Annotated in this window: 27 protein-coding genes and 1 riboswitch; of the genes, 10 read left to right on the plus strand and 17 right to left on the minus strand. The window is 74.0% G+C overall.

Annotated elements, in window-relative coordinates; all coding sequences use genetic code 11:
- Positions 1–68 precede the first annotated feature (68 nt).
- From ACZ51D_RS09220 to ACZ51D_RS09245, 6 genes are all read left to right on the plus strand, one after another.
- Positions 69–872, plus strand: coding sequence for a VOC family protein (locus ACZ51D_RS09220; protein WP_465661740.1), 804 nt, complete (start codon positions 69–71; stop codon positions 870–872).
- Positions 873–991: 119 nt separating this feature from the next.
- The gene (locus ACZ51D_RS09225; protein ID WP_465615803.1) at positions 992–1,738 is read left to right on the plus strand and encodes an HAD family hydrolase; all 747 of its coding nucleotides are present in this window, start codon (positions 992–994) and stop codon (positions 1,736–1,738) included.
- Positions 1,739–1,837: 99 nt separating this feature from the next.
- Positions 1,838–4,243: a glycoside hydrolase family 65 protein gene (locus ACZ51D_RS09230; protein WP_465615805.1), complete on the plus strand. Its 2,406-nt coding sequence runs from the start codon at positions 1,838–1,840 to the stop codon at positions 4,241–4,243.
- 192 nt (positions 4,244–4,435) lie between these two features.
- Positions 4,436–6,148 (plus strand): pyruvate dehydrogenase, encoded by a 1,713-nt coding sequence (locus tag ACZ51D_RS09235; RefSeq protein WP_396290288.1) that lies wholly within the window; start codon positions 4,436–4,438, stop codon positions 6,146–6,148.
- 79 nt (positions 6,149–6,227) lie between these two features.
- A complete protein-coding gene (locus tag ACZ51D_RS09240) occupies positions 6,228–6,863 on the plus strand; it encodes a helix-turn-helix domain-containing protein (RefSeq protein ID WP_465615807.1) in 636 nt (211 codons plus the stop codon).
- Between the two features lie 32 nt (positions 6,864–6,895).
- Positions 6,896–7,096 (plus strand): DUF6126 family protein, encoded by a 201-nt coding sequence (locus tag ACZ51D_RS09245; RefSeq protein ID WP_465615809.1) that lies wholly within the window; start codon positions 6,896–6,898, stop codon positions 7,094–7,096.
- A gap of 65 nt (positions 7,097–7,161) precedes the next feature.
- On the opposite strand, the gene pdxR is transcribed toward ACZ51D_RS09245, so the two are convergent.
- Together pdxR and ACZ51D_RS09255 are read right to left on the minus strand one after the other, a co-directional pair.
- Complete coding sequence (gene pdxR / locus ACZ51D_RS09250) at positions 7,162–8,595, minus strand: MocR-like pyridoxine biosynthesis transcription factor PdxR (RefSeq protein WP_465615811.1); 1,434 nt, start codon at positions 8,593–8,595, stop codon at positions 7,162–7,164.
- Positions 8,596–8,631: 36 nt separating this feature from the next.
- Positions 8,632–9,078, minus strand: a complete 447-nt coding sequence (locus tag ACZ51D_RS09255; RefSeq protein ID WP_465615876.1) for a carboxymuconolactone decarboxylase family protein — start codon at positions 9,076–9,078, stop codon at positions 8,632–8,634.
- Positions 9,079–9,159: 81 nt separating this feature from the next.
- On the opposite strand from ACZ51D_RS09255, the gene ACZ51D_RS09260 reads away from it, so the two are divergent.
- Positions 9,160–10,062 (plus strand): sigma-70 family RNA polymerase sigma factor, encoded by a 903-nt coding sequence (locus ACZ51D_RS09260; RefSeq protein ID WP_465615813.1) that lies wholly within the window; start codon positions 9,160–9,162, stop codon positions 10,060–10,062.
- Positions 10,063–10,165: 103 nt separating this feature from the next.
- Here the strand turns inward: ACZ51D_RS09260 and ACZ51D_RS09265 are convergent, their stop codons facing one another.
- The 3 genes from ACZ51D_RS09265 to ACZ51D_RS09275 all read right to left on the minus strand — a co-directional run bounded on the left by ACZ51D_RS09265 (position 10,166) and on the right by ACZ51D_RS09275 (position 12,261).
- The gene (locus ACZ51D_RS09265) at positions 10,166–11,086 is read right to left on the minus strand and encodes an undecaprenyl-diphosphate phosphatase (RefSeq protein WP_465615815.1); all 921 of its coding nucleotides are present in this window, start codon (positions 11,084–11,086) and stop codon (positions 10,166–10,168) included.
- Between the two features lie 100 nt (positions 11,087–11,186).
- Positions 11,187–11,375 carry a hypothetical protein gene (locus ACZ51D_RS09270; RefSeq protein WP_360505863.1) on the minus strand — a complete coding sequence of 63 codons (189 nt, stop codon included), beginning with the start codon at positions 11,373–11,375 and terminating at the stop codon, positions 11,187–11,189.
- A 103-nt stretch (positions 11,376–11,478) separates the two neighbouring features.
- A complete protein-coding gene (locus ACZ51D_RS09275) occupies positions 11,479–12,261 on the minus strand; it encodes an NRDE family protein (protein ID WP_465661742.1) in 783 nt (260 codons plus the stop codon).
- A gap of 127 nt (positions 12,262–12,388) precedes the next feature.
- Between ACZ51D_RS09275 and ACZ51D_RS09280 the strand changes: the two genes are divergently transcribed.
- Positions 12,389–12,886, plus strand: a complete 498-nt coding sequence (locus ACZ51D_RS09280) for a carboxymuconolactone decarboxylase family protein (RefSeq protein WP_360505858.1) — start codon at positions 12,389–12,391, stop codon at positions 12,884–12,886.
- An 11-nt stretch (positions 12,887–12,897) separates the two neighbouring features.
- Positions 12,898–13,716, plus strand: coding sequence for an isocitrate lyase/PEP mutase family protein (locus tag ACZ51D_RS09285; RefSeq protein WP_360505856.1), 819 nt, complete (start codon positions 12,898–12,900; stop codon positions 13,714–13,716).
- Positions 13,717–13,779: 63 nt separating this feature from the next.
- Here ACZ51D_RS09285 and ACZ51D_RS09290 read toward each other — a convergent pair whose 3' ends face one another.
- The 11 genes from ACZ51D_RS09290 to ACZ51D_RS09340 all read right to left on the minus strand — a co-directional run bounded on the left by ACZ51D_RS09290 (position 13,780) and on the right by ACZ51D_RS09340 (position 23,812).
- The gene (locus ACZ51D_RS09290; RefSeq protein ID WP_360505853.1) at positions 13,780–14,037 is read right to left on the minus strand and encodes a hypothetical protein; all 258 of its coding nucleotides are present in this window, start codon (positions 14,035–14,037) and stop codon (positions 13,780–13,782) included.
- A gap of 30 nt (positions 14,038–14,067) precedes the next feature.
- Complete coding sequence (locus ACZ51D_RS09295; RefSeq protein ID WP_465615820.1) at positions 14,068–15,201, minus strand: cytochrome P450 family protein; 1,134 nt, start codon at positions 15,199–15,201, stop codon at positions 14,068–14,070.
- Positions 15,165–16,637 (minus strand): cytochrome P450, encoded by a 1,473-nt coding sequence (locus tag ACZ51D_RS09300; protein WP_465661744.1) that lies wholly within the window; start codon positions 16,635–16,637, stop codon positions 15,165–15,167. Before ACZ51D_RS09300 ends, ACZ51D_RS09295 begins: the two co-directional genes overlap by 37 nt.
- On the minus strand, positions 16,634–17,269 hold the full coding sequence (locus ACZ51D_RS09305) for a GTP-binding protein (RefSeq protein ID WP_360505846.1): 636 nt from the start codon (positions 17,267–17,269) through the stop codon (positions 16,634–16,636). The genes ACZ51D_RS09300 and ACZ51D_RS09305 overlap by 4 nt, the downstream gene beginning before the upstream one ends.
- Positions 17,247–17,612 (minus strand): DUF742 domain-containing protein, encoded by a 366-nt coding sequence (locus tag ACZ51D_RS09310; protein WP_465615824.1) that lies wholly within the window; start codon positions 17,610–17,612, stop codon positions 17,247–17,249. The genes ACZ51D_RS09305 and ACZ51D_RS09310 overlap by 23 nt, the downstream gene beginning before the upstream one ends.
- Complete coding sequence (locus tag ACZ51D_RS09315) at positions 17,609–18,022, minus strand: roadblock/LC7 domain-containing protein (RefSeq protein WP_360505840.1); 414 nt, start codon at positions 18,020–18,022, stop codon at positions 17,609–17,611. Before ACZ51D_RS09315 ends, ACZ51D_RS09310 begins: the two co-directional genes overlap by 4 nt.
- Complete coding sequence (locus ACZ51D_RS09320; protein WP_465615878.1) at positions 18,006–19,271, minus strand: ATP-binding protein; 1,266 nt, start codon at positions 19,269–19,271, stop codon at positions 18,006–18,008. The genes ACZ51D_RS09315 and ACZ51D_RS09320 overlap by 17 nt, the downstream gene beginning before the upstream one ends.
- A gap of 233 nt (positions 19,272–19,504) precedes the next feature.
- Complete coding sequence (locus tag ACZ51D_RS09325) at positions 19,505–21,787, minus strand: SpoIIE family protein phosphatase (RefSeq protein ID WP_465661747.1); 2,283 nt, start codon at positions 21,785–21,787, stop codon at positions 19,505–19,507.
- A 94-nt stretch (positions 21,788–21,881) separates the two neighbouring features.
- Entirely contained in the window at positions 21,882–22,448 is a 567-nt protein-coding gene (locus ACZ51D_RS09330) for a TetR/AcrR family transcriptional regulator (protein WP_465615829.1), read from the minus strand.
- 77 nt (positions 22,449–22,525) lie between these two features.
- Positions 22,526–23,353 carry an alpha/beta fold hydrolase gene (locus tag ACZ51D_RS09335; protein WP_465661749.1) on the minus strand — a complete coding sequence of 276 codons (828 nt, stop codon included), beginning with the start codon at positions 23,351–23,353 and terminating at the stop codon, positions 22,526–22,528.
- A gap of 168 nt (positions 23,354–23,521) precedes the next feature.
- On the minus strand, positions 23,522–23,812 hold the full coding sequence (locus tag ACZ51D_RS09340; protein WP_360505828.1) for a YiaA/YiaB family inner membrane protein: 291 nt from the start codon (positions 23,810–23,812) through the stop codon (positions 23,522–23,524).
- A gap of 196 nt (positions 23,813–24,008) precedes the next feature.
- Positions 24,009–24,167, plus strand: a riboswitch (cyclic di-AMP (ydaO/yuaA leader).
- Between the two features lie 12 nt (positions 24,168–24,179).
- Between ACZ51D_RS09340 and ACZ51D_RS09345 the strand changes: the two genes are divergently transcribed.
- Positions 24,180–25,013 (plus strand): M23 family metallopeptidase, encoded by an 834-nt coding sequence (locus tag ACZ51D_RS09345; RefSeq protein ID WP_465661751.1) that lies wholly within the window; start codon positions 24,180–24,182, stop codon positions 25,011–25,013.
- Between the two features lie 63 nt (positions 25,014–25,076).
- Here ACZ51D_RS09345 and ACZ51D_RS09350 read toward each other — a convergent pair whose 3' ends face one another.
- Entirely contained in the window at positions 25,077–25,952 is an 876-nt protein-coding gene (locus ACZ51D_RS09350; protein ID WP_465615835.1) for a hypothetical protein, read from the minus strand.
- Between the last annotated feature and the right edge of the window lie 29 nt (positions 25,953–25,981).

Below are 25,981 nucleotides of genomic sequence, written 5' to 3' on the forward strand. Positions count from 1 at the left end.
TCCCCCCTGTTTCCCCGCCCCCCTGTCTCCACAGCCGTCGGCCACCACCGCCTCCGGGAGGCCCCGCAATGCCCGTAGTCACCGATCTGTACCAGCCCGGCACCCCGTGCTGGGTCGACCTGATGGCGAGCGACCAGCAGGCCGCGCTCGACTTCTACCGCGACCTGTTCGGCTGGCAGGGCGAGGTCGGCCCGGCCGAGTTCGGCGGCTACTCCGTGTGCATGCTCAACGACCGGCCGGTCGCCGGGATCATGGCGGCGGTCGCGCCGTCGGGCAGCAACGTGGCACCGTCCGTCGCCTGGACCACCTACCTCGCCTCGGACGACGCCGACGAGAGCAACCGGGCGATCGCCGCAGCCGGCGGCACGATCCTGTACGAGCCGATGGACGTCGGCACGATCGGCCGGATGATGGTCGCCGCCGACCCGACCGGCGCGGTGTTCGGCGTCTGGCAGGCCATGGACTTCATCGGCGCGGGCGTGGTCAACGAACCGGGCGCGCTGGTCTGGAACGAGCTCAACACCGCCGACACCGACGCGGCCGGCCGCTTCTACCGGCCGGCGCTCGGGCTGCGCGCGGCGACTATCCAGGGCATGGACGGCTACTTCTCGTTCAACGTCGCCGACCGCACGGTGGGCGGCATGCAGCCGATCCCCGGCTACCTGGCGCCGGGCACCCCCTCGCACTGGATGACCTACTTCTCGGTGGACGACACCGACTCCACGGTGGACGCCCTGGTCAAGGCGGGCGGCTCGGTGATCCAGCCGCCGTTCGACATGCAGTCCGGCCGGATGTCCGTGGTCCGGGACCCGCAGGGCGCGGTCTTCGCGGTCGTCCAGGCGCCCGACGCGCAGCTGCCCGACTCCCCGTAGTCGTCCGCGTGCCCCCCGTAGCCGCCCGCGGCACGGCCGGGCCGGCGGAAGCCGCCCTTCCCGCGACGCGCCGCCGGGAAATGGGCGGCTTCCCCCCGTTCCCGGGTAAGACTGCACCCATGCTGGGGCTACCGGACGACATCCGCGCTTTCCTCTTCGACCTCGACGGGGTGCTCACCCAGACCGCGAAGGTGCACGCCGCGGCCTGGAAGGACACCTTCGACGCCTTCCTGCGCGCCGAAGCCGCCCGCACCGGCGGGCCGTTCGTCCCCTTCGACGCCGTCATCGACTACGACACCTACGTGGACGGCCGCCCACGCCTCGACGGCACCCGGGCGTTCCTGCACAGCCGAGACATCGACCTGCCCGAGGGCACCCCCGACGACCCGCCCAACTCCCGTACCGTCCAAGGGATCAGCCGGGCCAAGAACGACACCGTGCTGCGCATGATCCGCGAGCAGGGCGTCCAGCCGTACGAGGGCTCGGTCGCCTACGTGCACCGGCTGCGCGCGGCCGGGCTGCCCAGCGCGGTGGTCTCCTCCAGCGCCAACTGCCGTGACGTGCTGCGGGCGGCGGGCATCGAGGAACTGTTCGACGTGATCGTGGACGGCACCGTCGCCAAGGCCGAGGGCCTGCCCGGCAAGCCCGCCCCCGACACCTACCTGTACGCCGCCCGCGCGCTCGGCGTCGAGCCCGCGCGCGCCGCCGTCTTCGAGGACGCGCTCGCCGGGGTCGCCTCCGGCCGGGCCGGCGGCTTCGGCGCGGTGGTCGGCGTGAACCGCACCGGACAGGCCGCCGAACTGCGCCGCGACGGCGCCACCGTGGTCGTCGACGACCTCTCCGAACTCCTGCAGGAGCCCGTATGAGCGAGCGCAGCGAGGTGGGTGCATGAGCGAGCGTAGTGAGCGAGTCATCGAGGGGTGCGTCTGGGCGGATGCCCCTGCCGAGCGCAGCGAGGTGGGTGCATGAGTCCCTCGGACAACTTCGCGATCGACCCCTGGCAGATCACCGAACTGGGCCTGGACCTGGCCGCGCTGGCCCGCTCCGAGTCCGTCTTCGCGCTCTCCAACGGGCACATCGGCCTGCGGGCCAACCTGGACGAGGGTGAGCCGCACGGCCTGCCCGGCACCTACCTCAACGGCGTCTTCGAGCTGCGCCCGCTGCCGTACGGCGAGGGCGGCTACGGCTACCCGGAGTCCAGCCAGAGCGTCATCAACGTGACCAACGGCAAGATCATCCGGCTGCTGGTGGACGACGAGCCCTTCGACCTGCGCTACGGCGAACTCATCAGCCACAAGCGCTGGTTGGACTTCCGCGAGGGGCTGCTGCACCGCGAGGCCGAGTGGGTCTCCCCGGCCGGCCGGACCATCCGGGTGCGCTCCTCCCGGCTGGTCTCGCTCACCCAGCGCGCCGTCGCCGCCGTCGAGTACAGCGTCGAGGCGGTGGACGGCCCGGTGCGGATCGTCCTGCAGTCCGAGCTGGTCGCCAACGAGCAGCTGCCCGGAGGCCCCGAGGGCGACCCGCGCGCCGCGGCCGTCCTGGAGGCGCCGCTGCAGTCCGAGGCGCACCACGCCACTGCCACCAAGGGCGTCCTGGTCCACCGCACCCGCTACAGCGGCATCCGGGTCGCGGCCGGGATGGACCACGTCATCGAAGGCCCGGAGAAGCTCGACACCGTCGCCGAGGCCGACCCCGACCAGTGCCGGATCAGCGTCACCTCCGTGCTGGAGCCGGGACAGCGGCTGCGGCTGGCCAAGTTCATGGCCTACGGCTGGTCCGGCACCCGCTCGCTGCCCGCCGTCCGGGACCAGGTGGAGGCCGCGCTGACCGCCGCCCGGTACACCGGCTGGGACGGACTGGTCGCGGAACAGGCCGAGTTCCTGCGGGAGTTCTGGGAGACCAGCGACATCGAGATCGAGGGCGACGTCGAACTCCAGCAGGCCGTCCGGTTCGCGATCTTCCACGTCCTGCAGGCCGGCGCCCGCAGCGAGGAGCGGGCCATCCCCGCCAAGGGGCTGACCGGCCCCGGCTACGACGGGCACAGCTTCTGGGACACCGAGACCTTCGTCCTGCCGGTGCTCACCTACTGCCTGCCCGCCGCCGTCAACCAGGCCCTGCGCTGGCGGCACACCACGCTCCCGCTGGCCCGCGAACGGGCCGCCCAACTCGGCCTGTCCGGCGCGGTGTTCCCGTGGCGGACGATCCGCGGCGAGGAGTGCTCCGGGTACTGGCCGGCCGGCACCGCCGCCTTCCACATCGGCGCCGACATCGCCGCCGCCGTCGCCCGCTACGTCCGGGCCACCGCGGACGAGGAGTTCGAGCGCGAGTACGGGCTCGAACTCCTCGTCGAGACCGCCCGGATGTGGCGCTCGCTCGGCCACCACGACGTCGCCGGCAGGTTCCGGATCGAGGGCGTCACCGGCCCCGACGAGTACAGCGCCGTCGCCGACAACAACGTGTTCACCAACCTGATGGCGCAGGCGAACCTGCGCGCCGCGGCCGAGGCCGCCGTCCGCCACCCGCGCGAGGCCGCCGCCCTCGGCGTCGACACCGAGGAGACCGCCGCCTGGCGGGACGCGGCCGCCGCGATGTACATCCCGTACGACGAGGACCTCGGCGTCCACCCGCAGGCCGACGACTTCACCCACCACCAGGTGTGGGACTTCGAGAACACCCCGCCCGAGAAGTACCCGCTGCTGCTGCACTTCCCGTACTTCGACCTGTACCGCAAGCAGGTGGTCAAGCAGGCCGACCTGGTGCTCGCCATGCAGGTCCGCGGCGACGCCTTCACCGACGAGCAGAAGGCCCGCAACTTCGCCTACTACGAGCGCCTCACCGTCCGCGACTCCTCGCTCTCCGCCTGCACCCAGGCCGTCATCGCCGCCGAGGTCGGCCAGCTCGACCTCGCGTACGACTACACCGCCGAAGCCGCCCTGATGGACCTCCACGACCTCGGCGGCAACACCCGCGACGGCCTGCACATGGCCTCGCTCGCCGGGGCCTGCATCGCCCTGGTGGCCGGCTTCGGCGGGCTGCGCGACCACGACGAGACGCTGTTCTTCCGCCCCCGGCTGCCGTCCGGGCTGATGCGGCTGAGCTTCTCCCTGCTGGTGCGCGGACACCTGCTCGGCGTCCGGATCAGCCACGAGCACACGACGTACACGCTGCGCCGCGGCGAGGTCCTCCACCTGCGGCACGACGGCGAGACGGTCCAGGTCAAGGCGGGCCGACCGGTCACCCTGCCCACCACCGCCCCGCCCGCCCAGGAGCGCGTCGCCCAGCCTCCCGGCCGCGAGCCCGCCCGCCGCCAACCCCAGGCGGGCCTGGCCGCCGGCAAACTCGGCCAACCGGACCACCTCGCGGCCGAGTAGCGCCCGGCCCCCGACCTGCCCGACCCCCCCGACCTGCCCGACCCCCCCGACCTGTCCTGTCACCCGACCTGCCGTGTCACCCGTTCGGCGCACCCCGGCTGCGCGCACCCCCCGTCCGTCGGAGGGTGCAGGTGCCCATGACGATCGGCGCCCAGCGAAGGAGTCGCACCCGTGGCGAGCGTGGCCGAACAGATGGTGGAGGTGCTCCGGCAGGCCGGGGTGGAGCGGGTCTACGGCGTCGTCGGCGACAGCCTCAACCCCGTCGTGGACGCGATCCGCCGGTCCGAGGGCATCGGCTGGGTGCACGTGCGCAACGAGGAGGCCGGCGCCTTCGCGGCCGCCGCCGAGGCCGAACTCACCGGCCGGCTCGCCGTCTGCGCCGGCTCCTGCGGCCCCGGCAACACCCACCTCGTCCAGGGCCTCTACGACGCCCAGCGCAGTGGCCTGCCCGTCCTCGCCCTCGCCTCGCACATCCCGTCCGGCCAGATCGGCACCGGCTTCTTCCAGGAGACCCACCCCGAGCGGGTGTTCACCGACTGCAGCAACTGGTGCGAGATGCTCTCCACCCCCGCCCAGCTGCCCCGGCTGCTGCGGATCGCCATCCAGCACGCGCTCGGCTCGCACGGCGTCTCGGTGCTGGCCTTCCCCGGCGACGTCGCCGCGCTGCCCGCCGCCGGACCCACCGGCACCAGCCACTTCCTCACCGAGCAGGCCGTCGCCGCGCCGCCGTGGTCCCAGGTGCAGGAGCTGGCCCGGCTGCTCAACGCGGCCCGTAAGGTCGTGCTGTTCTGCGGCGCGGGGGTGCGCGGCGCGCACGCCGAGGTGATGGAGGCGGCGCAGGCCCTGAACGCGCCGATCGGCCACTCCCTGCGCGGCAAGGAATGGATCCAGTACGACAACCCGTACGACGTCGGCATGAGCGGCCTGCTCGGCTACGGGGCCTGCCACGAGGCGCTGCACTCCGCCGACCTGGTGCTGCTGCTCGGCACCGACTTCCCGTACGACTCCTTCCTGCCGCAGGTCCACACCGTTCAGGTCGACCACGACGCGACCCGCCTCGGCCGCCGCACCGCGCTCGACCTGGCCGTCCACGGCGACGTCGCCGCCACCCTGCGGGCCGTCCTGCCGCTGCTGGACGCCGAACCCGACCGCGCCTTCCTCGACGGCATGCTGCGCAAGCACTGCCGCGCGCTGGAGGACGTGGTCGGCGCCTACACCCGCGACATCGAGAAGCACCTGCCGATCCACCCCGAGTACGTCGCCGCCGTCCTCGACGACGTCGCCGCCCAGGACGCGGTGTTCACCGTCGACACCGGCATGAACAACGTCTGGGCCGCCCGCTACCTGCAGCCCAACGGCCACCGCCGGGTGATCGGCTCCTTCCTCCACGGCTCGATGGCCAACGCCCTCCCGCACGCCATCGGCGCCCAGCTCGCCAACCCCGGCCGCCAGGTGATCGCGATGTCCGGCGACGGCGGCCTCGGCATGCTCCTCGGCGAACTGCTCACGGTGGCGAAGCACCGGCTGCCGGTGAAGACGGTGGTGTTCAACAACGGCGCGCTCGGCATGATCAAGCTGGAGATGCTGGTCTCCGGCTACCCGGAGTACGAGATCGACAACGGGGACGTGGACTACGCGGGGATCGCCCGGGCGATGGGGATCCCGGCCAAGCGGGTGGCCGAACCGGCCCGGGTGCGGGAGGTGCTGGCCGAGGCGCTCGAACGGCCCGGGCCGGCCCTGGTGGACGTGGTCACCGATCCCAACGCGCTGTCCATCCCGCCGCACATCACCGCCGCCCAGCTGAAGGGCTTCGCGCTGGCGGCCGGCCGGACGGTGCTCTCCGGCGGCGTCGGACGCATGATCGACCTGGCCCGGAGCAACCTGCGGAACATCCCCCGGCCCTGAGCGACGGGGGAGCGCCTCCGGGGATTGCCTCTGAGGCAAATTTCTTGCCCGTGCGGCACGCCAGGTGTCCACTGGGCACATGACCACCAGCTCCACCGGCACCCCCGCCACCGGCGACCAGCTCGACGACCAGGAGGTCGCCGGCCTCGCCGCCCGCCTCCGCGAGCACCGGCTCAGCAGCCGCCTCACCCTGGAGGTGGCCGCCGCGCGGATCGGACTGTCCCCAGCGTATCTCTCCCGGCTGGAGACCGGCCGGCGCCAGCCCTCGCTGCCCGTCCTGCTCGGCCTCGCCCGCGCCTACGGCACCTCGGTGTCCGGCCTGCTCGGCGAGACCATGGCCGAACCGGACCCGGTGGTCCGCGGCGGCGCCATCGAACCCGGCCGGGCCGGCGGCTGGGGCTACCGCCGGGCCGGCGCCCCCGGCCGCGCCATGCAGGCCCTGCGGGTGCACGTCCCGCCGGGTGTCCAGGACGCGGTGGTCCGGGTCCACCCCGGCGAGGAATGGCTGTACGTCCTGCAGGGCGCACTCCGGCTCACCCTCGGCGACCGGGTCCACCACCTCGCCGTGGGCGACTCCGCCCACTTCGACTCGCTCACCCCGCACTGCATCGCCGCCGAGTCGGACCACGGCGTCGAACTGCTCTTCGTCCACACCCTGCTGCAGAGTCCCGGCGGCGAACTCTGCCTCGGCGGCGGCCCCGCCGCGACCCACTGACCTGCCGTCAGAACACCTCGGAGGAGATCCCCATGGCCGATCCCGCCACTGCCACCCCGGCCCCTGCCACCCCGGCCGCTGCCGCTGACACTCCCGCCGGCCCGAAGACCATGGACGCCGGCAAGTGGGCCAACAAGCGGGTCTACCTCCGGCTGGTCATCTACACCGCCGGCATCCACGTCTTCGCCGGCTTCATCATGCTCCTGTTCGAACTCGGCAGCCGCAACAAGTAGCCGCCCCCGCCGCCCGCCCGCCCCCACCCTGAGGGAGGCGGGCGGAACCCTTCGCCCGCTCCTCCTCACGCGCCGCGCAGCAGTTCGCAGAGGGCCTGCAGTGCGGCCGGGAAGGCGTGGTCGGGCGGGGTGCCGTAGCCGATGACGAGGGAAGGCGGGGTGTCGGTGGGGGTCGGGGTGGCGCGGTGCCAGGTGAGGCCGTTCAGGGAGAGGCCGACGGCTTGGGCACGGGCGAGGAGTTCGGCTTCGGGGGTGGAGCCGGGCGGGAGTTGGAGGACGGCGTGCAGGCCGGCCGCGATGCCGGTGACCCGGACGTGCGGGGCGTGTTCGGCGAGTGCGGCGACCAACGTGTCGCGGCGGCGCCGGTAGTGGAGGCGGCAGCGCCGTACGTGGCGGTCGTACGTGCCGGAGGTGATCAGCTCCGCCAGGGTCAGCTGGTCGAGCACCGGGGACATCGTGTCGGCGAGCACCTTGAGCCGGGCGACCGGTTCGACGAGGGCGTCCGGCAGGGCGAGCCAGGCCAGCCGCAGGCCCGGCGCGAGGCTCTTGGCGGCCGTTCCGGCGTACACGACGCGTTCCGGGTCGAGTGCCTGCATGGCACCGAGCGGTTGCCGGTCGTAGCGGAACTCGCCGTCGTAGTCGTCCTCGATGACGTACCGGTCCTGTTCGCGCGCCCACCGCACCGCCTCGGCCCGCCGTTCGGCGGAGAGCGGGGCGCCGGTGGGGTACTGGTGGGCCGGGGTGAGCAGGGCGGCGCCGGGGCGGGTGTCGAGCCGGTCGGTCCGGGCGCCCTCCTCGTCCAGTGGCAGCGGGACGGTGGTGAGTCCGGCGGCCCGGGCGATGGCGTGCTGGGGCGGCAGCCCGTACTCCTCGACGGCGAGCGCCTGGGCGCCGCGCTGCCGCAGGGCGGTGCAGAGCAGGCCGAGGCCCTGGGTGACGCCGGAGCAGATGAGCAGGTGGTCGGGGTCGGTACGGACGCCGCGGACCCGGGCCAGGTAGTGGGTGAGGGCCTGCCGCAGTTCGATCCGGCCGAGAGGGCTGCCGTAGTCGAGGGCTTCGTGCGGTGCGGTGGCGAGGGCGCGGCGGGCGGCGGCGAGCCAGGCGGTGCGGGGGAAGAGCGAGAGGTCGGGCCGCCCGGACATCAGGTCGTGCCGGACGGGCCGCCGCCGGGGCTCGGTCCGGGCGGCGGCCCGCCGGCCCGCGGCGGGCGGGTCCGGCACGGTCCGTCCGGCGACGGTGGTGCCGGAGCCCTGCCGGGAGTTCAGCCAGCCTTCCGCGGTGAGCTGGCCGTACGCCTCGACGACGGTGTTGCGGGCGATCCCGAGGTCTTCGCCGAGGGCCCGGGAGGAGGGCAGTCTGGTGCCGGGTCCGAGTCTCCCGTCCTGGACGGCCTCGCGCAGGGCGTCCTCGAGGGCGGCCCGCAGCCCGGCTCCGGCGGCGCGCCGCTCGGTGAGGTCCAGGTGCAGGTCGCCGCCGAAGGAGGTCCAGGAGCCGGTCACGCTCCCATTCTCGCGCGGGGGAGCTGCCAGCCGGGTTCACCAGGTGGTGCCGGCGGGCTCTTCGATGGTGGTGTTGATGCGGTTGAAGAAGTTGGTCAGCGCGATCATCAGGATGATCGCGGAGAGCTGCTCCTCGGTGAAGTGGTCGGCGGCGGCGTCCCAGATCGCGTCCGGGACGGCCTTGCCGGAGCGGTCGGCGATGCGGGTGGCGGCTTCGGTGAGTTCGAGGGCGGCGCGTTCCTCGTCGGTGAAGAACGGTGCCTCGCGCCAGGCCGCGACGGCGTGCAGCCGCTCGTCGGTCTCGCCGTGCTTCTTCGCGCCGTTGACGCCCGAGAACACGCAGGCGCTGCAGCCGTTGATCTGGCTGGCGCGCAGGTGGACCAGTTCCAGGAGCTGCGGGGCGACGCCGCCCTGGTACGCGGCCTTGTAGATGGCCTGGATGCCCTTGGTCGCGTCCGGCAGGACCATGGCGGGGTTCTTCATGCGGGCGGTGGTCACGGTGATCTCCTCTTCGGTTAGCGTCCGTCACTGGACCGACGGATCCCGACGCGAGGATGTGACAGCGTGAGCGAGGAAATTTCTCCGGCCGAACTGGCCGTGCTGGCAGGGCGTTTCGAGGCGGAGCGCGCGCAACTGCGGGCGGTGGCCTACCGTATGCTCGGGTCGATCGCCGAAGCCGAGGACGCCGTCCAGGAGGCCTGGCTGAAGCTGAGCCGCAGCGACGTGGGCGAGGTGCGCAACCTCGGGGCCTGGCTCACCACGGTGGTCGGCCGGGTCTGCCTGGACCAGTTGCGCTCCCGCACGTCCCGCCGGGAGGACCCGCTGCCGGAGCAGGACGGGCAGGTGCGGTTGCCGGACCCGGTGGTGAGCGGGTTGGCGGCGTTGGACCCGGTGCACGAGATCCTGGTCGCCGACTCGGTCGGGATCGCGCTCATGGTGGTCCTGGAGACGCTGTCCCCGGCGGAGCGGGTGGCCTTCGTGCTGCACGACATGTTCGAGGTGCCCTTCGACGGGATCGCCGAGGTGCTCGGCCGTACCGCGGCCTCCACCCGGCAGCTGGCCAGTCGCGCCCGCCGTCGGGTGCAGGGCGCCACCCCGGCCGCGGACGCCGACAACGCCCGTAAGCGGGAGGTGGTGGAGGCCTTCCTGACGGCCTCCCGGGGCGGTGACTTCGATGCCCTGCTGACCGTGCTGGACCCGGACGTGGTGGCCCGTTCCGACGGCGGCACGCTGGTGCCGAGCGTGCTGCGCCGGGGTGCGGCGGACGTCGCGTCGCAGGCGATCGCCTTCGCCCGCTTCGCCGCCGACGGCGCTCTGGTCCTGGTCAACGGTTCGCCCGGGGTGGTGTCCTTCGCCGAGGGCCGTCCGCTGTCGGTGATGTCGTTCACCATCCACGACGGGCGCATCACCGAGATGAACATCCTCACCGACCCGACCCGCCTGGCCGCCCTGGGCCTCGTGGTCTGAGGCCCGGCCGGTGCTCGGGGCCCGTCCGGCACCCCGCCGGCCGGGCCCGGAGGGCCGCCCACCGCGGCGCGTCCCGCCCGGTCCGGCCGTTCCCCGTGGGTCGTCAGACGGACAGGTAGACCGCGCTGCCGACGCCGGCCAGGAAGCAGTAGACCGCGAACGGCGTCAGGCTGCGGGTCTCGAAGTACTTGGTGAGGAACCGCACCGAGACGTACCCGGCGACGAAGGCCGCGACGCTGCCCGCGGCGACCGGGCCGAGCACGGCGGAGTTCTCCGGCTTGAACAGCTCGGGGACCTTCAGCACCGAGGCGGCCAGGATGACCGGGGTGGCGAGCAGGAAGGAGAAACGGGCGGCGTCCTCGTGGTGCAGTCCGCGCAGGATGCCGGCGCTCATGGTGACGCCGGAGCGGCTGATGCCGGGGAACAGCGCGAGGATCTGCGCGGCGCCGATCCAGGCGCCCTGCCCGTAGCCCAGCCTGGTCAGCCGCTGGTCGGAGGCGACCGCCGGGTCCAGGCCCGGCTCGTCGACGGGGGCGGCGTGCCCGGTGGCCCGGCGGCGGCCGGTGCCGCCGCGCTTGAGCCGTTCGGCGCCGAGCAGCACGAGCCCGTTGAGGGCGAGGAAGACGGCGGCCGGGACGGGCTTGCCGAGCGCGTTGCGCAGGGCCTTCTCCAGCACGAGGCCGGCCACGCCGACCGGGATGGTGGAGAGGATGAGCAGCCAGGCGAGCTTCTCGTTGCGGCTCTCCACCCGGCGGTGGCGGATCGAGCTGAGGAGCCCGCCGACGATGCGGACCCAGTCGTTCCAGAAGTACACGACCAGCGCGAGCGCGGTGGCCAGGTGCAGGGCGACCAGGGCGGCGAGGTAGGACGAGCCCTCGGCGGTCATGTCGAGGTCGTGCTGGATCTTCCCGCCGATCAGGGCGGGCAGCAGGATGCTGTGGCCGAGGCTGGAGACCGGGAACAGTTCCGTCACACCCTGCAGCAGGCCGACGCCTATCGCTTCCGGGTAGGTCAGGGTGGACATCGCGCACCTTCGCTCGGGGGGTCGGCGGCCGGCCTGATCCGGTGGCCCTCGCGAAGCTACTACGGGCATGTAGACGCCCGGCAGTCCCGCCGCCAGAAGTTCACCGACCGTACGTCCGGGCGACATCGGCGCCGAGATGGTGGATCAACGCCCCTGCTACGACGGCCAGTACGGTGGGGGACGGGACGGCCCGGTGCGCCGCGTCGCCGAGCAGGACGACGGCGCTCACCGCGAGCGGCGTGCCCACCAGCGGCAGGGCGACGGTCAGGACGGCGGGCAGGCGGTGCATCGTGGCTCCTCGGGGTGCGGCTTCGGGCTCGGCGCACGCCACGATGCCGCCTCCCGCAACGTCAGGTTCAAGTCCCTGACGCCGTAGCCGCCGACGGCGGGCCTCAGGAGACCGCCACCCGCTGCCAGCCCGACCCGTCCGCCGCCACCGGGGCGGCCGCGAAGTCGTACCGCAGTCGGTCCGGCCCGAGCGCGAGCAGCGAGATCGACGAGGAGCCCCAGATCCGCCCGTCGCCGAAGTCCCGCCGCTGGATCAGCGCCGCGTCCTCGTCCCGCGCCAGCCCGTCGCCGGAGACGATCGGCAGCCACCCGCCCCAGGCCCGCGCGGCGGGCCCGTCGCCGGTCGGTTCGGGCCGGGGCGCGGCGGTGAAGCGGGCCCGGAAATGGGCGGCGCGGGCGGCCATCAGCGCGCTGATCCGCTCGGAGGCGGAGCGCTTGGCGGCCAGGCCCTCCAGCCCGTCGTTGAGCACCACGCTGAGGCCGGCGGGCAGTTCGCGCTCCGCCAGGCGGTTGCCGTCCCAGCCGGCGACGGTGGCGCCGTCCGGGCGGACCAGGACGAGGTGGAAGGGGTCGTACGGGGTGAGGTCGAGGTGGCCGATGCCGCCCTCCGTGACGGCGGTGAGCGGCAGTCGGCCCCGGGTCCGCCGGGAGTCGGCGGGGGCGAGCGGGCCGAAGCCGTTCAGCAGGCAGGCGGCGGTGCGCCGGGTGGGGTCGACGGCCAGCCAGGTGCCGCCGGCCGCGAGGTCCAGTCCGCCGAGCAGTTCGGGCCGGTCCGGCCAGTGGTGGTCCGGCGGCAGCCAGGCGCGCCCCAGGTACTCGTCCCGGACGGACAGCAGTAGCACCGGCGCCGCCGCACCCGGCTCGATGCTGACGAACGCCGTGCACACGACCCTGTCCCCTGACCTCGTCCTCCCAGCGATCCTCGCACGCCTGTTCGTGCACCGGAAGTGGCCCAAGGAACCCGGCACCCAATGCACCAGTGCAACGGGCCACCGACTGCCTAGGCTGGCAGCCATGACGACGACGAATGAGACCGTGACGGCGGACGGGACCCACGCCCACGTGCCCGGCCCGGACCAGCGCCTCTCGATGCCGGAGCACGCCCCCGCCTACTACCAGGCGATGGTGGCCGTGGACCGGGCCTCCCGGACGGGCCTCGACCCGGTGATCGTCGAGCTGGTCAAGCTGCTCGCCTCGATGATCAACGGCTGCGCCTTCTGCATCGACATGCACTCCACCGACGCCGTCAAGCAGGGCGAGCGGGAGCACCGTCTGCTCTCCCTCCCGGCCTGGCGCGAGACCCCCTGGTTCACCGCCCGCGAGCGCGCCGCCCTGGCCCTCACCGAGTCGGTCACCCTGCTGACCCAGGGCCACGTGCCGGACGCCGTGTGGGCGGAGGCCGCCGGGCAGTTCGAGGAGGCGGAGCTGGCCCAGCTGGTCGCGCTGATCGCCACCATCAACGCCTGGAACCGGATCGCCGTCAGCACCCGCATGAGCCCGGCCGCGAAGTGAGGAGCGGGGACATGACGACGCTGACCGCCCAGCAGGAGAAGGCCCGGCTGCTCCGGGAGCTGCACCGCCCGGGCGAGCCCCTGGTGCTGGCGAACGTGTGGGACGCGGCGAGCGCCCGCCTGGTGGCCGTCGCCGGGGCCCGCGCGGTGGCGACGGCCAGCGCGAGCGTCTGCTGGTCGCTCGGCAGTCCGGACGGCGGCGGCGCCGACCGCGAGCAGGTGCTGGCCAGGACCGCCCAGGTGGTCCGGTCGGTCGACCTGCCGGTCACCGCGGACCTGGAGAGCGGCTACGCGGACACCGCCGCCGGGGTCGGCGAGAGCGTCACCGCGCTGCTCGACACCGGCGCGGTCGGGGTGAACCTGGAGGACGGGGGTCGCCCCCTGGAGGAGGCCGCCGAGCGGATCGCGGCGGCCCGGGCGGCGGCCGACGCGGCCGGCGTCCCGCTCTTCGTCAACGGGCGCACCGACGTGTTCCTGCTGGGGATCGGCGCCCCGGAGAGCCGGCTGGACGAGGCGGTCCGCCGGCTGCGGGCGTACGTCGAGGCGGGCGCGGACGGCGTGTTCGTCCCCGGCGTGGCCGACCCGGAGACCATCGCCGCCCTGGTCGCGGCCGTCCCGGCGCCGCTGAACGTGCTGGCCGGCCCGGGCTCGCCGTCGGTCGCCGAGCTGGCGAAGCTCGGCGTGGCCCGGATCAGCCTCGGCCCGGGTCTGGCCAGGGCGGCGTACGCGGCGGTCCGCCGGGCCGCCGAGGAGGTGTACGCGAGTGGCACGTACACCGCCCTCGACGGCGGGCTGACCTACCCGGAGCTCAACGGGCTCTTCGCCGGCTGAGCACCTCGAACCGGGCGGCCGGCCGTTCGGGGGTCGGCCGGCCGCCCTCGGCTGACCGGGTGGTCAGCCGATCTGCCCGCTGAGCCCGGGGTGGCTCATCTGGTTGGTGCCGACGGCCTCCACCTCGTCGGCGGTGTGCCCGACCACCGGGAGCTTGCTCGCGGTCTTCAGGGCGAGGTCGGCGGGGGAGAGGCTCAGGCCGTCGGTCAGGCCGCCGGTGGCGTCCGGCGAGGAGGCGGTCTGGGTGGCGGCGGAGGCCGCCGGGGCGGCGATGGCGAGGCCCGCCATGGTGAGGGCGGCCAGAGTGGCGAGTTTCTTCATGCCCTGCCGAACGACCCGGCCGCCCTCAGGTCACCGGGCGGCGCCGACCGTCACCCACAGGGTGCGCACGCTGTTGCTGACGAACGACGCGATCGGCTCGTTCGTCCGGCCCTCCGCCAGGGCCAGCCCGGGGAAGCGCGTGAACAGGTGCCGCAGCGCCGTCTCGGCCTCCAGCCGGGCCAGCCCGGAGCCGAGGCAGAAGTGCGGGCCGTGGCCGAGCGACAGGTGCCGGGCGGGCCGGCGGGTGAGGTCGAAGCGGTCGGCGTCGGGGTGGTGCCCGGCGTCGCGCCCGGCCGCCGCGTACGAGGCCAGCAGTGCCTCGCCGCGCCGGATCACCACGTCGCCGACCTCGATGTCCTCGACCGCGTAGCGCAGCGGGAACTGCCCGACCGGCGAGTCGTAGCGCAGCGTCTCCTCGACCACCGCCGACCACGGCTGCGCGCCGTCCAGGACGAGCCGCAGCTGGTCCGGGTGGGCGAGCAGGGCGCGGACGGCGTTGGTGATCAGGTTGAGCGTGGTCTCGTGCCCGGCGACCAGCATCAGCAGCAGGGTGCCGACCAGTTCGGCCTCGCTGAGCCGCTGCTGGTCGAGGCTGTGGCCGGCTTCGCGGGCGGCGATCAGGTCGGTGGTCAGGTCGTCACCGGGCGCGGCCCGCTTGGCCGCCACCACCGAGGCCAGCAGCGCGTTCAGGTCCCGCTGCGCGGCGATGGCCGCGGCCGGGGTGGCCGAGCTGGAGACCAGGGTGTCGGACAGCGCGTGCAGCTCGTCCTGCTGCTCCAGCGCGAGGCCGAGCAGTTCGCCGATCACCTGCATCGGCAGCGGGTAGGCGAAGTGCGTGCGGAGGTCGAACTCGCCCTCCAGCTTCGCGACCTCGTCGAGCAGCGTGATGGCCCTGGCCTCGATGGCGGGCGCCAGGGCGGCTATCCGGCGCGGCGTGAAGGCCTGCGAGACCAGTCCGCGCAGCCGCCGGTGGTCGTCCCCGTCGGCGGTGACCATGCCGGGCACGACGATGAAGTTGGTCAGCGGCCAGCCCTCCGGGAGCCGCCCTTCCCGGAAGGTCGTCCACAGTCCGGCGTTCTTGCCGACGCGGGGGTCGGCCAGCAGCGACTGGAGGGTGTCGTGGTGGGTTATCGCCCAGACCACCACCCCGCCAGGGAGCTCCACCAGGACCGCGGGGCCGGCCGCGCGGAGTCGGGCGTTCTCCCCGTGCTGGTCGCTTCCGAAGGGGTCGAGTCTGATGGGCTCGGGGCGGGTTCCTGCGGAGTCGACGGCGGTGTCCATGCGGGCCTCTCGGGGGCTGGCGGGCGGGGCGGGGTGAAGGCGCTGTACAGCACCGGAAGGGCGGTCAGGGCCCGTGACCACGGGGACGGGCGCCAGGCCAGTTCGCCCGACGGGACAGCGAGTTGGAGGTCCGGCAGGCGGTGCAGCAGGGTCTCGACGGCGGTCTCGGTGATGATCCGGGCCGGGTGCTGGGCCGGGCAGACGTGCCGGCCCGCGCCCCACGCGAGGTGCGCCCGGTTGCCGCCGAGGGAGCCCTGGGTGGCGGCGGAGACGCCCTGGGCGGCCGGGTCGGCGTTGGCCGCGGCCAGGCCGAGGACCAGCATGTCGCCGGCGCTGATGTACTGGCCGCCGAGCACGGTGTCGCCGGTGGCCCAGCGGCCGGGGAAGTTCTGCGTCGGCGGGTCCCGCCAGAGCACCTCTTCCAGGGCGTCGGAGACGGTGAGCCGGCCGCCGGTGAGGGTGGCCCGGAAACGCCGGTCGGTGAGCAGCAGCCGCAGCGTGTTCCCGGTCCAGTTGATCGAGGTCTCGTTGCCCGCGACCATCAGCACCACCAGGTGGTGCACCGCCTCCTCGTCGGTCAGCCCGGCCGGGTGGGCGAGCAGCCAGGAGGTGAGGTCGGCGCTGGGCGAGGCCCGGCGGCGCCGGACCAGGTCGACCAGGATCGCCTGGAACTCGGCGCCGGCGCGCTGCGATTCGGCACTGCTGTCCACGAAGTGGCTGATCAGTTCGACCAGTCGGGGGCCGGCCTCGGCCGGCAGGCCGATCAGCTGGGTGAAGACCAGCAGTGGCAGCCGCCGGGCGTACTGGGTGATCAGGTCGGCGGTGCCGTCCGGCCCCCAGCTGTCGATCAGGCTGTTGGCGGCGGCCTCGGTGGTCCCGCGCAGCTGGTGGTGGTCGATCTGGGCGAGGGTGTCCGAGACGGCGGAGCGCAGCCGCTGGTGCTCGGCGCCGTCCAGGTTGAGCAGGGTGGGCCGCCAGGAGGTCATCGTCAGCAGCCGGGAGTTCGCGGGCAGCCGACCCTCGGCGGGCACCCGCCAGCGGCGCGAGTCCTTGGAGAACAGCGCCTCGTTGCGGGTGAGTTCGAGCAGTTCGGCGTAGCCGAGGACGAGCCAGGCCTCGACCCCGGGCTCCAGCTCGATCGGCGCGACCGGGCCGTGGCGTTCGCGCAGCCGGGCGTACAGGCCGTGCGGGTCCTCGGCGACGGCCGGTCCGTACAGCGGGGTCAGCGGCACGCCGACGGGCAGTCCGCTGCCGGGCGGGCGGCCGCCGCCGTGCGCGACGGGGCACCCGGAGGGCATGGGGGGTTCGGGGGCGCTCATCCCTGCAGCTCCAGGATCGAGCTGCGGTGCAGGTGGTCGACGAAGTCGATCAGCAGGTCGTAGGACTGCCGGCGGTCGCGCGCGTCGCAGAACAGGATCGGCACGTCCGGCAGCAGGTCCAGCGCCGTGCGCAGCTCCTCCTCCGGGTAGCTCGGCGTGTCCGGGAAGGTGTTGACCGCCACCGCGAACGGGATGCGCTGCTCCTCCAGCCGGCCGAGGACGTCGAAGCTCTCGTCCGGTCGGCGCAGGTCGACCATGGCGATGGCGCCGAGCGCGCCGCGCGACAGGTCGTCCCAGAGCGGCCAGAACCGCTGCTGTCCGGGCGTGCCGAACAGGTACAGCGCGAGCCGCGGGTTGAGCGTGATCCGGCCGAAGTCCAGCGCGACCGTGGTGGTCGTCTTGGTGTCGTGCCCGGTGAGGTCGTCGACGCCGCTGCTGGCGGCGGTCATGGTCTCCTCGGTGCGCAGTGGGGTGATCTCGCTCAGCGAGCCGACCAGGGTGGTCTTGCCGACCCCGAACGGGCCGGTGACCAGGATCTTGACCGCGCCCTGCACCGAGGACGGCAGGTACTGCGGCCCGTCGGCCGCACCGGCGGCCTCGGGGACGGCTTCAGCGGAGTTGGCGGAGGCCAACGAGCACCTCTTCCAGGAGGGTTGTGGGCAGGCGTTCGGCCTGCGGGACGGGCGGGAGCACCTGCACGGCGCCGAGGTCCCACAGGTCCCCGACCAGCACCTTGACGACGCCGAAGGGCAGCCCCAGGTGGGCCGCCACCTCGGCGATGGACAGCAGGCTGTGGCAGAGTCCGAGGATGCGCCTGTGCTCCCGGTTCAGGAGTGCGTGCTCGGGCAGTTGCGGCGGTTCGGGCCGCCCTAATGGTCCGGGCAAGGCGCTGACCAGGCTCTCCACGGCCAGCTCGGCCCGGGTGGAGCGGCTGCGCCCGCCGGTGATGACGTACGGCCGGACCGGCCCGCTCACCGGTGGCCCCCCGCCGCGTGGTCGACCCGCGGCGGGCTGGTGAGGTGGGTTCCGATCCGCTCGACCAGGACCTGCATCTGGTACGCGACGAGGCCGGCGTCCACCGCCTCGCTGGTCACCACGGCCAGGTGCGCCCCGGCCCCGGCGGCGACGATGAAGAGGTAGCCGCCGCCGTACTCGATGATGATCTGGCGGGTGGCGCTGCCCGGCCCGCCGAAGCCCGTCGCGACGCCGCGGGCCAGCGACTGCAGTCCGGAGCAGGCCGCGGCGAGCCGTTCGGCGTCCTCGCGCGCGATGCCCGTGCTGCGGCCGATCTCCAGGCCGTCGTTGGAGACGACGACGGCGTGCTGGACCTGCGGGACGGCGATGATGTCGGCGAGCAGCCAGCCGAGATCAGGGGTGGTGGTCATGGAACTCTCCGGAGCGCTGGGGAAGTCGGGGGGAAGCAGGACGGGAAGGGTCGGAGGGGGCCTGGGCCCGGGCGGCCGATCGGCCGCTGGCGGTCCCGGCCTGGAACATCGCCATGAACGCCTGCGCGTCCCGGGCGGAGCGGTACGGCGGGGCGGGCGGCGGCGGGGGAGCGGCGTGCTGGGCGGGGCGGTCGGCGCGGTCGCGCCGGTGGCTCCGGCGGGGCAGCGGCGGCGGGGTGTCGCCGAGCTGGGGGGCCCGACCGGGCGGCGGGGTCTCCACCAGGGGGTGACCGACGGGAGAGGCCGGTCGGGGGTCGGGGTCGAACGTCCGGTCGTCCGGCCCGAGGCCGGGGACGGTGGGCGGCAGCGGCTCGGTGAGCAGCGCGTTCGGCAGCAGGACGACCACGCGCACACCGCCGTACGGTGAGGGCGCCGAGCTGAGGGTGACCCGGAAGCCGTACTGCTCGGCGAGCCGGCCGACCGCGGCCAGGCCCAACTGCGGCACCTCGCCCAGTCGGGAGACTTCCAGGGTGCTGCCGCCGGCGAGCGCGGCGGCGGCCTTGGCGACGGCCTGCTCGGGCATGCCGACGCCGCCGTCGTCGATCTCGATGACGGCGCCGTTGTGCACCGGCATCAGCGTGACGAACACCTGGGTGCTGGGCGGGGAGTAGCGGGTGGCGTTGTCCAGCAGTTCGGCGATCGCGTGGATCAGCGCCTCGGCCGCGGCGCCGACCACCGCGGTCTCGATCCGGCTGCGGACCACCACCCGCTGGAACGGCAGGATGCGGGACTGGGCGCCGCGGACGACGTCCTCCAGGGTGACCGGTTCCGGCCAGTGCCGCCCGGCCCGGGCGCCGCACAGCACGGCCAGGGTCTGGGCCAGCCGGGCCTGTTGGGCGGCCGCGTGGTCGGCCTTGAGCAGGCCCTCCAGCAGCGCCGGGTCGTCGTGGGTGCGCTCCATCTCGTCCAGCAGTGCCTGCTGGTCGTGGGCCATCACCAGGATCCGGCGGGCGACGCTGAGGAAGGCCCGCTGGGTGGAGGCGGTGTGCTCCTGCTCCTGCTGCACGGCGGCCAGTTCGGTGTTCCGGCGGCTGTGTTCGAGGAGGAACTCCTTGCCGGCGATGTGCAGCGAGAGCTGGAGGCTGTCGGCACGGCGGCGCTGGGTGACGGACACGGCGCGGTACCGCGCGGCGGCCACGAGGGCGAGGACGGCGAGTACGCCGGTTGCCGTTACGGACCACTGAGTCATCGTCACGCGGCGAATTCTAGGGTGATGATCCTACGAAGGTGTGAACGGATCTCGCCAAGTGACCGGATCTCGTCAAAATCGCGCCAATCCGCCCTCAACCCGGACTCGTTCGCCCTCGATCGCCGCACCTCACGAGACCTCGGGACGGCGCCGCCAGGCCGACCGCGGTGCGGCGGCGTCACGCCGGATGGCCGATTCACGTCCCGTGATGTGTGGGACCTGTGTGCAGGGCGTTACGGAAGGGGCGTCGTCCGATGCAGGAGCAGCAGCGCCACGTCGTCCGGCCGGGACCGCCGCTCGGTCACGTTCAGGGTGAGCAGGTCGGCCAGCCGCTCCAGCGAGGCCGCCGGACCGATCCGCCCCGGCCCGGTCTGCCGGGCCCACAGCTCCAGCCCGCCGAGCATCCGCTGCACCGACTCGTCGTAGTCCTCCTCGCGGTCCTCGACCAGCCCGTCGGTGTACGCCAGCAGCGTCTCGCCGACCGCCAGCCGCTCCACCGCCAGCGGGTACGGCCGCTCCGGGGCCACGCCCAGCGGCGGCCCGCCCGGCAGGTCCAGCTCGACGGCCCGGGCGCCGGCGGTGATCCGCACCGGCGCCGGGTGGCCGGCCCGGGCCGCCGTCAGCTCGCCGTCGGCCGGGTCCAGGGTCAGGTAGAGGCAGGTCGCGAACAGTTCGGTGTCCAGCTCGGCCAGCAGCCGGCTGGTGCGGGTCAGGGTGGCGGCCGGGTCGTGCCCGTCCGTCGCGTATGCCCGCAGGCCGCTGCGCAGCTGGCCCATCACGGCGGTCGCCTCGGCGTTGTGCCCCTGGACGTCGCCGATCACCAGCCCGACCCGGCCGTCCGGCAGCCGCAGCAGGTCGTACCAGTCGCCGCCGATCTGCATGCCCTCGGTGCTCGGCAGGTAGCGGGCGGCGCTGGCGATCCCGGGCAGCCGGGGCAGGGTGCGCGGCAGCATCGCCCGCTGCAGCTCGGTGGCCCGGTGGTGGTGGGTGTCGTACAGCCGGGCCCGCTCCAGGGACTGCGCGAGGATGCCGGCGAAGGCCGAGTGCAGGGTGCGGTCCTCGCGGCTGAACACCCGCTCGGCGGCGAAGGTGATCAGGCAGGAGCCGACCTGCTGCCCGGAGGCGACCAGCGGCAGCACCGCCCAGGCCGCCGGGGTGAGCGGGTCGTGCCGGGCGCGGGCGGCGGAGGGCTCGCTGAACAGCGGGGCGGAGCGGGCCGGCGAACGCTGCATCACGGCCTCGGACAGGTCCGCCAGCCGGGTGAGCTCGGTGCGCCGCGGGCCCCCGTACACGGTGTGCGAGACGGGCAGCAGCCGGCCCTCGTCCACCAGGTCGAGGACGATGCCGGCGGCGCCGAGGGCCGGCCGGGCGATGTCGGTGACCGCCGCGGTGACGTCCCGGACGGTCACCGCCCGCGACAGCGCCCGGGTGAGCGCCAGCAGCAGCGCCGTCCGGGCGGTGGCGGGCGAGCTCCCCTCGTCGGTCGGCGGCCGCTCCCGGTGACCGACGTCCGCGAGCAGCCCGGCGATCCGCACCGGCCGCCCGTGCACGTCCGGCATCACCTCGCCGGACTCCTCCACCCGCGCCACCTTGCCGCCCTGGCGCTGCACCCGGTAGCCGATCCGGTAGTGCCCGCCGGCGGCCAGCGCCTCGGCCAGCGCGGCCTGCACGTCCGGCAGGTCCTCGGGGTGGACCAGGCGGTCCAGCTCGGGGGCGGCGCCGTCCGGGGAGACCGGCCGCCCGGCCACCCGGAACGCCGCGGCGTCCCAGTAGCTCTCCCCGGTGACCAGATCGCGCTCGAACGCGCCGTGCCCGGCGGCCCGGACGGCGAGCGACAACAGCGGATGGGCCGGCCCGGCGGGGCGGCCGTCCGCCCCCTCCGGCACCGGGCCGTCGGATAACCGGACGCCCTGCGGTGAGCGGGCGCCGAGCGGCGAACGGGCGCCCTGCGGGAGCCGGGCGTCCGCGGCGTGGTCGAGCAGGTGGTCGATCCGGTGCGCGCAGGCCTCCGCGATCGTCTCCAGGACGTCCAGGTCACGGCGCGGGACGGTGCCCCGGTGGGCCAGCGCGAGCGCCAGGACACCGACCGGCCGCTCGTCCACCACCATCGGCAGGGTGATCACGGTGACCATCCCTGTGCCCATGCCGGCGTTCCGGTTCGGGTAGTCGATGCCGGTGTGCTCCGGGCTGAGCAGGTAGGGGCGGCGCAGCCGCAGGGCCATCGCCGCGGGTAGCTCACCGGCCGGATCGACCACGCCGTAGCGCTCGTGCGCCCGCTCCGGCAGCCCGTGCGAGACGGTCAGCCGGAGCATCCCGGCGGCATCCAGCAGGTAGAGCGCGGAACCCTCGCCGGTGATCCAACTCGGGCCCTCGGCCAGGACGGTGCCGAGCAGTTCGGCGGCGCTGGTGCAGCCGAGCAGCAGGCGCACACAGCGCATCGCACTGCGCGTGGTCGAACCGCTGAGCGGGGTCCGGCGCTGGTCGGGAGTCCGGCTGTCGTCCTCGGAGGGGGGCACTGATTCTTAATACCCCATTTCCCCGGACGGTGGAGGGTGACCGAGCCGCCGCACCGGCCCCCGCCCACCACGGCCTGCGCACCTGGTCGGGCCGCTACGCCGGCCAGGTGCGCAGGCCGGTGGTGAGGGCGGTGATGAGGCGGTCCTGGGTGGTGGTGAGGTCCTCGGCGAGTTGGAAGGCGCCGGCGGTGGTGAGGGAGGCGAAGCCGTGGGCGAGGGAGCGGACGGTGCGGGCGGCGTGGATCGCCTCGGAGCCGTCGAGGCCGTACTCCCGCAGGACGGCGATGATCACGCCGACGAGCCGGGCGGCCGCCCGGGCCAGGTCGTCGTCGGGCTGCGGGGCCTGGGGGAGGGCGTTGTAGCGGTGGGGGCGTTCGGTGGCGTACGCGTGGTAGGCGCGCAGGACGGTGGCGACGGCGTCGTCCCCGCTGCGGCCGACGGCGGCGTCCGCGAGGCGGTCGGCCAACTCCTCGGTGACCCGGACGGCGATCAGCTGCCGCAGTTCGGCGAGGCCGCCGCTGACGTGCTTGTACAGCGAGGGGGTGGCGACCCCGGCCCGGGCGGCGACGGCGGCCAGGGTGAGGGCGTCGGCGCCCTGTTCGTCGATGAGGGCGAGGGCGTGGTCGACGACCTGGTCGGGGGTCAGTCCTACGCGGGGCATGGTTTCGGCTTCTCCGTACGGAAGTCGGGCGACGGGTCGGGCCGGACGGCCGCTCGGTCGGGCGGCCGGGCCGGCGGTCAGGCGAGTTCGGCGAGGAAGGGCAGCAGGGCGTCCGCGGTGGCCTGCGGGTTGTCGGCCATCGGATAGTGCCCGGACCCCTCGATCATCGCCTTCCGCGCGCCCAGTGCCGCGACCTGCCGGTCGGCGACGAGTTCCGGCTTCGGGAAGTCGGGGTCCTTGCTGCCCATGACCACCAGCGCCGGGCACCGCACGGCGGCCGTCCAGCCGGCCGGCGACGAGTCCCCGGTGACGTATCCGCGGGTGGCGGTCTTGCGGCCCGGGGTGCGCAGGGCGGCGACCAGTCCGTCCACGTAGCCGTCGAAGTCGGCGGGCTTGGCGCCGGGGAAGGCCATCCGGCGCAGGTAGAAGCCCCAGAAGGCGGGCCAGTGGACGAGGGCCGCGCTCATCAGGCGGAGGGCGCCGCGCATCAGGGCGCCGGGCTGCGGGTTCTCGACGAAGGCGTCGATCAGGACGATCCCGGCGATCCGCTCCGGGGCGTCCCCGGCGGCCTTGACGACCGTCGCGCCGGTGTAGGAGTTCCCGGCGAGGACGGCGCGTTCGATGCCGAGGTGGTCGAGCAGGGCGAGGACGTCGCCGGCGATGGCGGCGGGGCCGTAGTCGTCCCAGGCGATGGAGGATTCGCCGAAGCCGCGCAGGTCCATGGTGACGACGCGGTGGCCGGCGGCGACGAGCAGCGGGCGCAGGTGCCGGTACGCGGCCCGGCTGTCGAGCATTCCGGGGAGCAGGACGACGGGGGCGCCGTCGCCCTGTCGGGTGTCGTCGAAGGCGATCCGCCCGCCGGGGACGGTCAGGTACTGGGTGTCCGGGCTGATGGGGGCGTTCATGGTGGGCCTCCTCGGTCCTTCGCTGCGACATCGGCGCTGCTGCCGATAGCCATAAAGCTAAGGCTAATAGCCTTAGCCGTCAAGCCCCCGGCCGAAGAGAGTCTCGAAGGAACTGTCGAAGAGGGCGTTGAAGAGGGCGTCGACGGGAGAGGGGAAGGCCGGCTCGCCTCAGATCCCCTCGGGCTTGAACGGGTCGTGCTCGCTGAGCAGCTTCTCCAGTCGGGCCTGGTCGACCCGGCTGACGATCTCGTTCGACTCGTGCCGGTCCCGGATCACCTTCGCCAGGGTGAAGGAGGAGGTGACCGTGTAGAGGAGGCCGATCCCGAGGAATGCCCGAGTCCACCCGCCGACCGGCAGGTAGGCGATCCCGACGGCGAGGGCGGTGCCCGACAGGGCGAAGGAGAGGATGGCCTGGATGTAGTACGCGGCCGTCGTGCGGTTCTGCATCGGTGCGCTCATGGCGCCAGGATGCGGCCGCCCGGCCGGGCCGCACATGAGTAGGAGTACTCAGATGGGGTGCTCGTATGAGGGGTCGTTCGTTGACGTCCGATCACTCGCTCCACTGCCGTCCCGGACGGATGGCTTGGAATCAGAGCGTCCTAGGATTAACGTTTGATAACGCAGCGCGGTCGTCAACGCCGTTCCCAGACGGCACCGTGCGCCGTCGCCTAATCCCGCCGACCGGCCTCCGGGCAGGTCAGGGAGCCGGGGAACCATGTTCCTTGGGGTGAATCGGCGGGGCCCCGGCCCGGCCGTAGGAGACCTTCCTGCTCCGAACCCGTCAGCTAACCCGGTAGGCGCGAAGGAAGGAAAGGAGCGCGCCTCCGTGGCGTCGACGCACACCCCGGCACACCCGGCCGGCCCCGCAGCCGGTACCCAGCTCCTCGACCACCCCGGCGCGGACGGGCCCGAGGCCCTCGGCCCGGAGGCCGAGGCCAACCGGCACCGGATGCCGCGTCAGACCCGCGGCGCCTCCCCGCTGCTCGGCGTCACCGCCGTCGCCGCCACCCTCGGTGCCACCGGCTTCGCCTCGGCCACCCCGGCCGTCGCGCCCGCCATCGAGGCCCCCGACGAGACCCCGGTCGCGCTCGCCGCCGACCCCGGCCTCGCGCTCGCCGCCCGCATCCAGCAGCAGGCCGACAGCCAGCGCACCGCCGCCGAGGAGGGTGCCCGCGTGCAGGCCGCGCAGGAGGCCGAGGCCAAGGCCGCCGCCAAGGAGGCGGAGGCCAAGGCCGCCGCGACGGAGGCGGAGGCCAAGCGCGCCGCCGCCCTCACCCTCCCGGTGAAGGACTACCGGCTCTCCGCCCACTACGGCCAGAGCGCCCGCTACTGGGCCAACCTGCACACCGGCCTGGACTTCGCCGCCGACACCGGCACCCCGGTGTACGCGCTCGGCCAGGGCACCATCACCTCGGCCGGCTGGTCCGGCTCGTACGGCTACCGGATCGTCGAGACCCTGCCCGACGGCACCGAGATCTGGTACTGCCACCTCTCCTCGATCATCAAGGGCTCCGGCGGCGTCGCCTCCGGCCAGCAGATCGGCAAGGTCGGCGCGACCGGCAACGTCACCGGCCCGCACCTGCACCTGGAGGTGCGCCCCGGCGGCGGCGCCCCGGTCGACCCGGAGCCCTGGCTCCAGCAGCACGGCCTCAACCCGTAACGGACACCCGAAAGCCCCCGGTCGCACGCTCGGTTCGAGCGGCCGGGGGCTTTTCGCGGCGTCTCACTCCTCCGCGGGCAACTGCGCCACGTACGCGTCGATCTCCTCCTGGCCGGGCTCCGGCGCCAGCTCGGGGAACTCCGCCACCAGCAGCCGCGGCAGCCCCGGCACCGTCCACTCCCCGAACAGGTCGAGCGCCGCGTCGACCGCCGCCTCCTCGAACTGCCCGAAGTCACCGGCCAGCTCGTCCGGCATCGGCCGCCCGAGCGCGGTCAGCTCGGCCAGGTTGCGGTAGCTGCGCCGCATCAGGCCCTGCTCCAGCAGCCGCCGCGCGCCGTCCGTGGCCATGCCGACCGACAGCACCCGGCCCGGTCCCCAGCCCCGCTCGTCCGGCTCGTCCAGCCAGCCGGCCGGCACCAGCGACTCGTACGCGGCCAGCCGCTCCTCCTCCGGGAGCTCGCCGAAGCCGGTCAGCCAGTCCCGCACCGCCGCCTCGTCCGCGACGTCCACCCCGTACGCGTGCAGCAGCAGCGCGTACAGCCGGGGCCAGGTCACCAGGTCGGCGCGGCGCAGCAGCCCGGCCGCGACCTCGCCCTGCCACTCGGCCTCCGCGTGCAGCCGCTCCTGGCGCTTGGCGTTGAGCCGCCGGACCGCCCGCTGGTGGTCGATCAGCAACCGGACCGCGTCGCCGTACGCGAGCGGGTCCTCCTCGGGGGTGGGTTGGACGTACAGGTGGAGCCGCTCGTACAGCAGGTGCTCCACCGCGTCGGAGGTCAGTTCGGGCCAGCCGTCGTGCATCCTGCCCTCGCCCAGCTCCAGCAGCGCCAGCACCGCGCGCAGCGGCGCCTCGGCCACCGGCGTGCGGCCCTGCTCGGCCGCCCAGGCGAGCAGGTCGGCGGCCCTGGTGCGCGGGGCGAGTCGCAGGTCTTCGTCGTTCATAGTCCGAACGGTAGCCTCCGGGGGCCGGT

This window comes from Kitasatospora sp. NPDC033851, from assembly GCF_055576085.1.

Excerpts from the sequence above, each read along its gene's own strand:
- ACZ51D_RS09220 (WP_465661740.1), top strand. The coding sequence starts at position 69 with ATGCCCGTAGTCACCGATCTGTACCAGCCCGGCACCCCGTGCTGGGTC.
- ACZ51D_RS09225 (WP_465615803.1), top strand. The coding sequence starts at position 992 with ATGCTGGGGCTACCGGACGACATCCGCGCTTTCCTCTTCGACCTCGAC.
- ACZ51D_RS09230 (WP_465615805.1), top strand. The coding sequence starts at position 1,838 with ATGAGTCCCTCGGACAACTTCGCGATCGACCCCTGGCAGATCACCGAA.
- ACZ51D_RS09235 (WP_396290288.1), top strand. The coding sequence starts at position 4,436 with ATGGTGGAGGTGCTCCGGCAGGCCGGGGTGGAGCGGGTCTACGGCGTC.
- ACZ51D_RS09240 (WP_465615807.1), top strand. The coding sequence starts at position 6,228 with ATGACCACCAGCTCCACCGGCACCCCCGCCACCGGCGACCAGCTCGAC.
- ACZ51D_RS09245 (WP_465615809.1), top strand. The coding sequence starts at position 6,896 with ATGGCCGATCCCGCCACTGCCACCCCGGCCCCTGCCACCCCGGCCGCT.
- ACZ51D_RS09255 (WP_465615876.1), bottom strand. The coding sequence starts at position 9,078 with ATGAAGAACCCCGCCATGGTCCTGCCGGACGCGACCAAGGGCATCCAG.
- ACZ51D_RS09265 (WP_465615815.1), bottom strand. The coding sequence starts at position 11,086 with ATGTCCACCCTGACCTACCCGGAAGCGATAGGCGTCGGCCTGCTGCAG.
- ACZ51D_RS09270 (WP_360505863.1), bottom strand. The coding sequence starts at position 11,375 with ATGCACCGCCTGCCCGCCGTCCTGACCGTCGCCCTGCCGCTGGTGGGC.
- ACZ51D_RS09280 (WP_360505858.1), top strand. The coding sequence starts at position 12,389 with ATGACGACGACGAATGAGACCGTGACGGCGGACGGGACCCACGCCCAC.
- ACZ51D_RS09285 (WP_360505856.1), top strand. The coding sequence starts at position 12,898 with ATGACGACGCTGACCGCCCAGCAGGAGAAGGCCCGGCTGCTCCGGGAG.
- ACZ51D_RS09290 (WP_360505853.1), bottom strand. The coding sequence starts at position 14,037 with ATGAAGAAACTCGCCACTCTGGCCGCCCTCACCATGGCGGGCCTCGCC.
- ACZ51D_RS09300 (WP_465661744.1), bottom strand. The coding sequence starts at position 16,637 with ATGAGCGCCCCCGAACCCCCCATGCCCTCCGGGTGCCCCGTCGCGCAC.
- ACZ51D_RS09315 (WP_360505840.1), bottom strand. The coding sequence starts at position 18,022 with ATGACCACCACCCCTGATCTCGGCTGGCTGCTCGCCGACATCATCGCC.
- ACZ51D_RS09320 (WP_465615878.1), bottom strand. The coding sequence starts at position 19,271 with ATGACTCAGTGGTCCGTAACGGCAACCGGCGTACTCGCCGTCCTCGCC.
- ACZ51D_RS09330 (WP_465615829.1), bottom strand. The coding sequence starts at position 22,448 with ATGCCCCGCGTAGGACTGACCCCCGACCAGGTCGTCGACCACGCCCTC.
- ACZ51D_RS09335 (WP_465661749.1), bottom strand. The coding sequence starts at position 23,353 with ATGAACGCCCCCATCAGCCCGGACACCCAGTACCTGACCGTCCCCGGC.
- ACZ51D_RS09340 (WP_360505828.1), bottom strand. The coding sequence starts at position 23,812 with ATGAGCGCACCGATGCAGAACCGCACGACGGCCGCGTACTACATCCAG.
- ACZ51D_RS09350 (WP_465615835.1), bottom strand. The coding sequence starts at position 25,952 with ATGAACGACGAAGACCTGCGACTCGCCCCGCGCACCAGGGCCGCCGAC.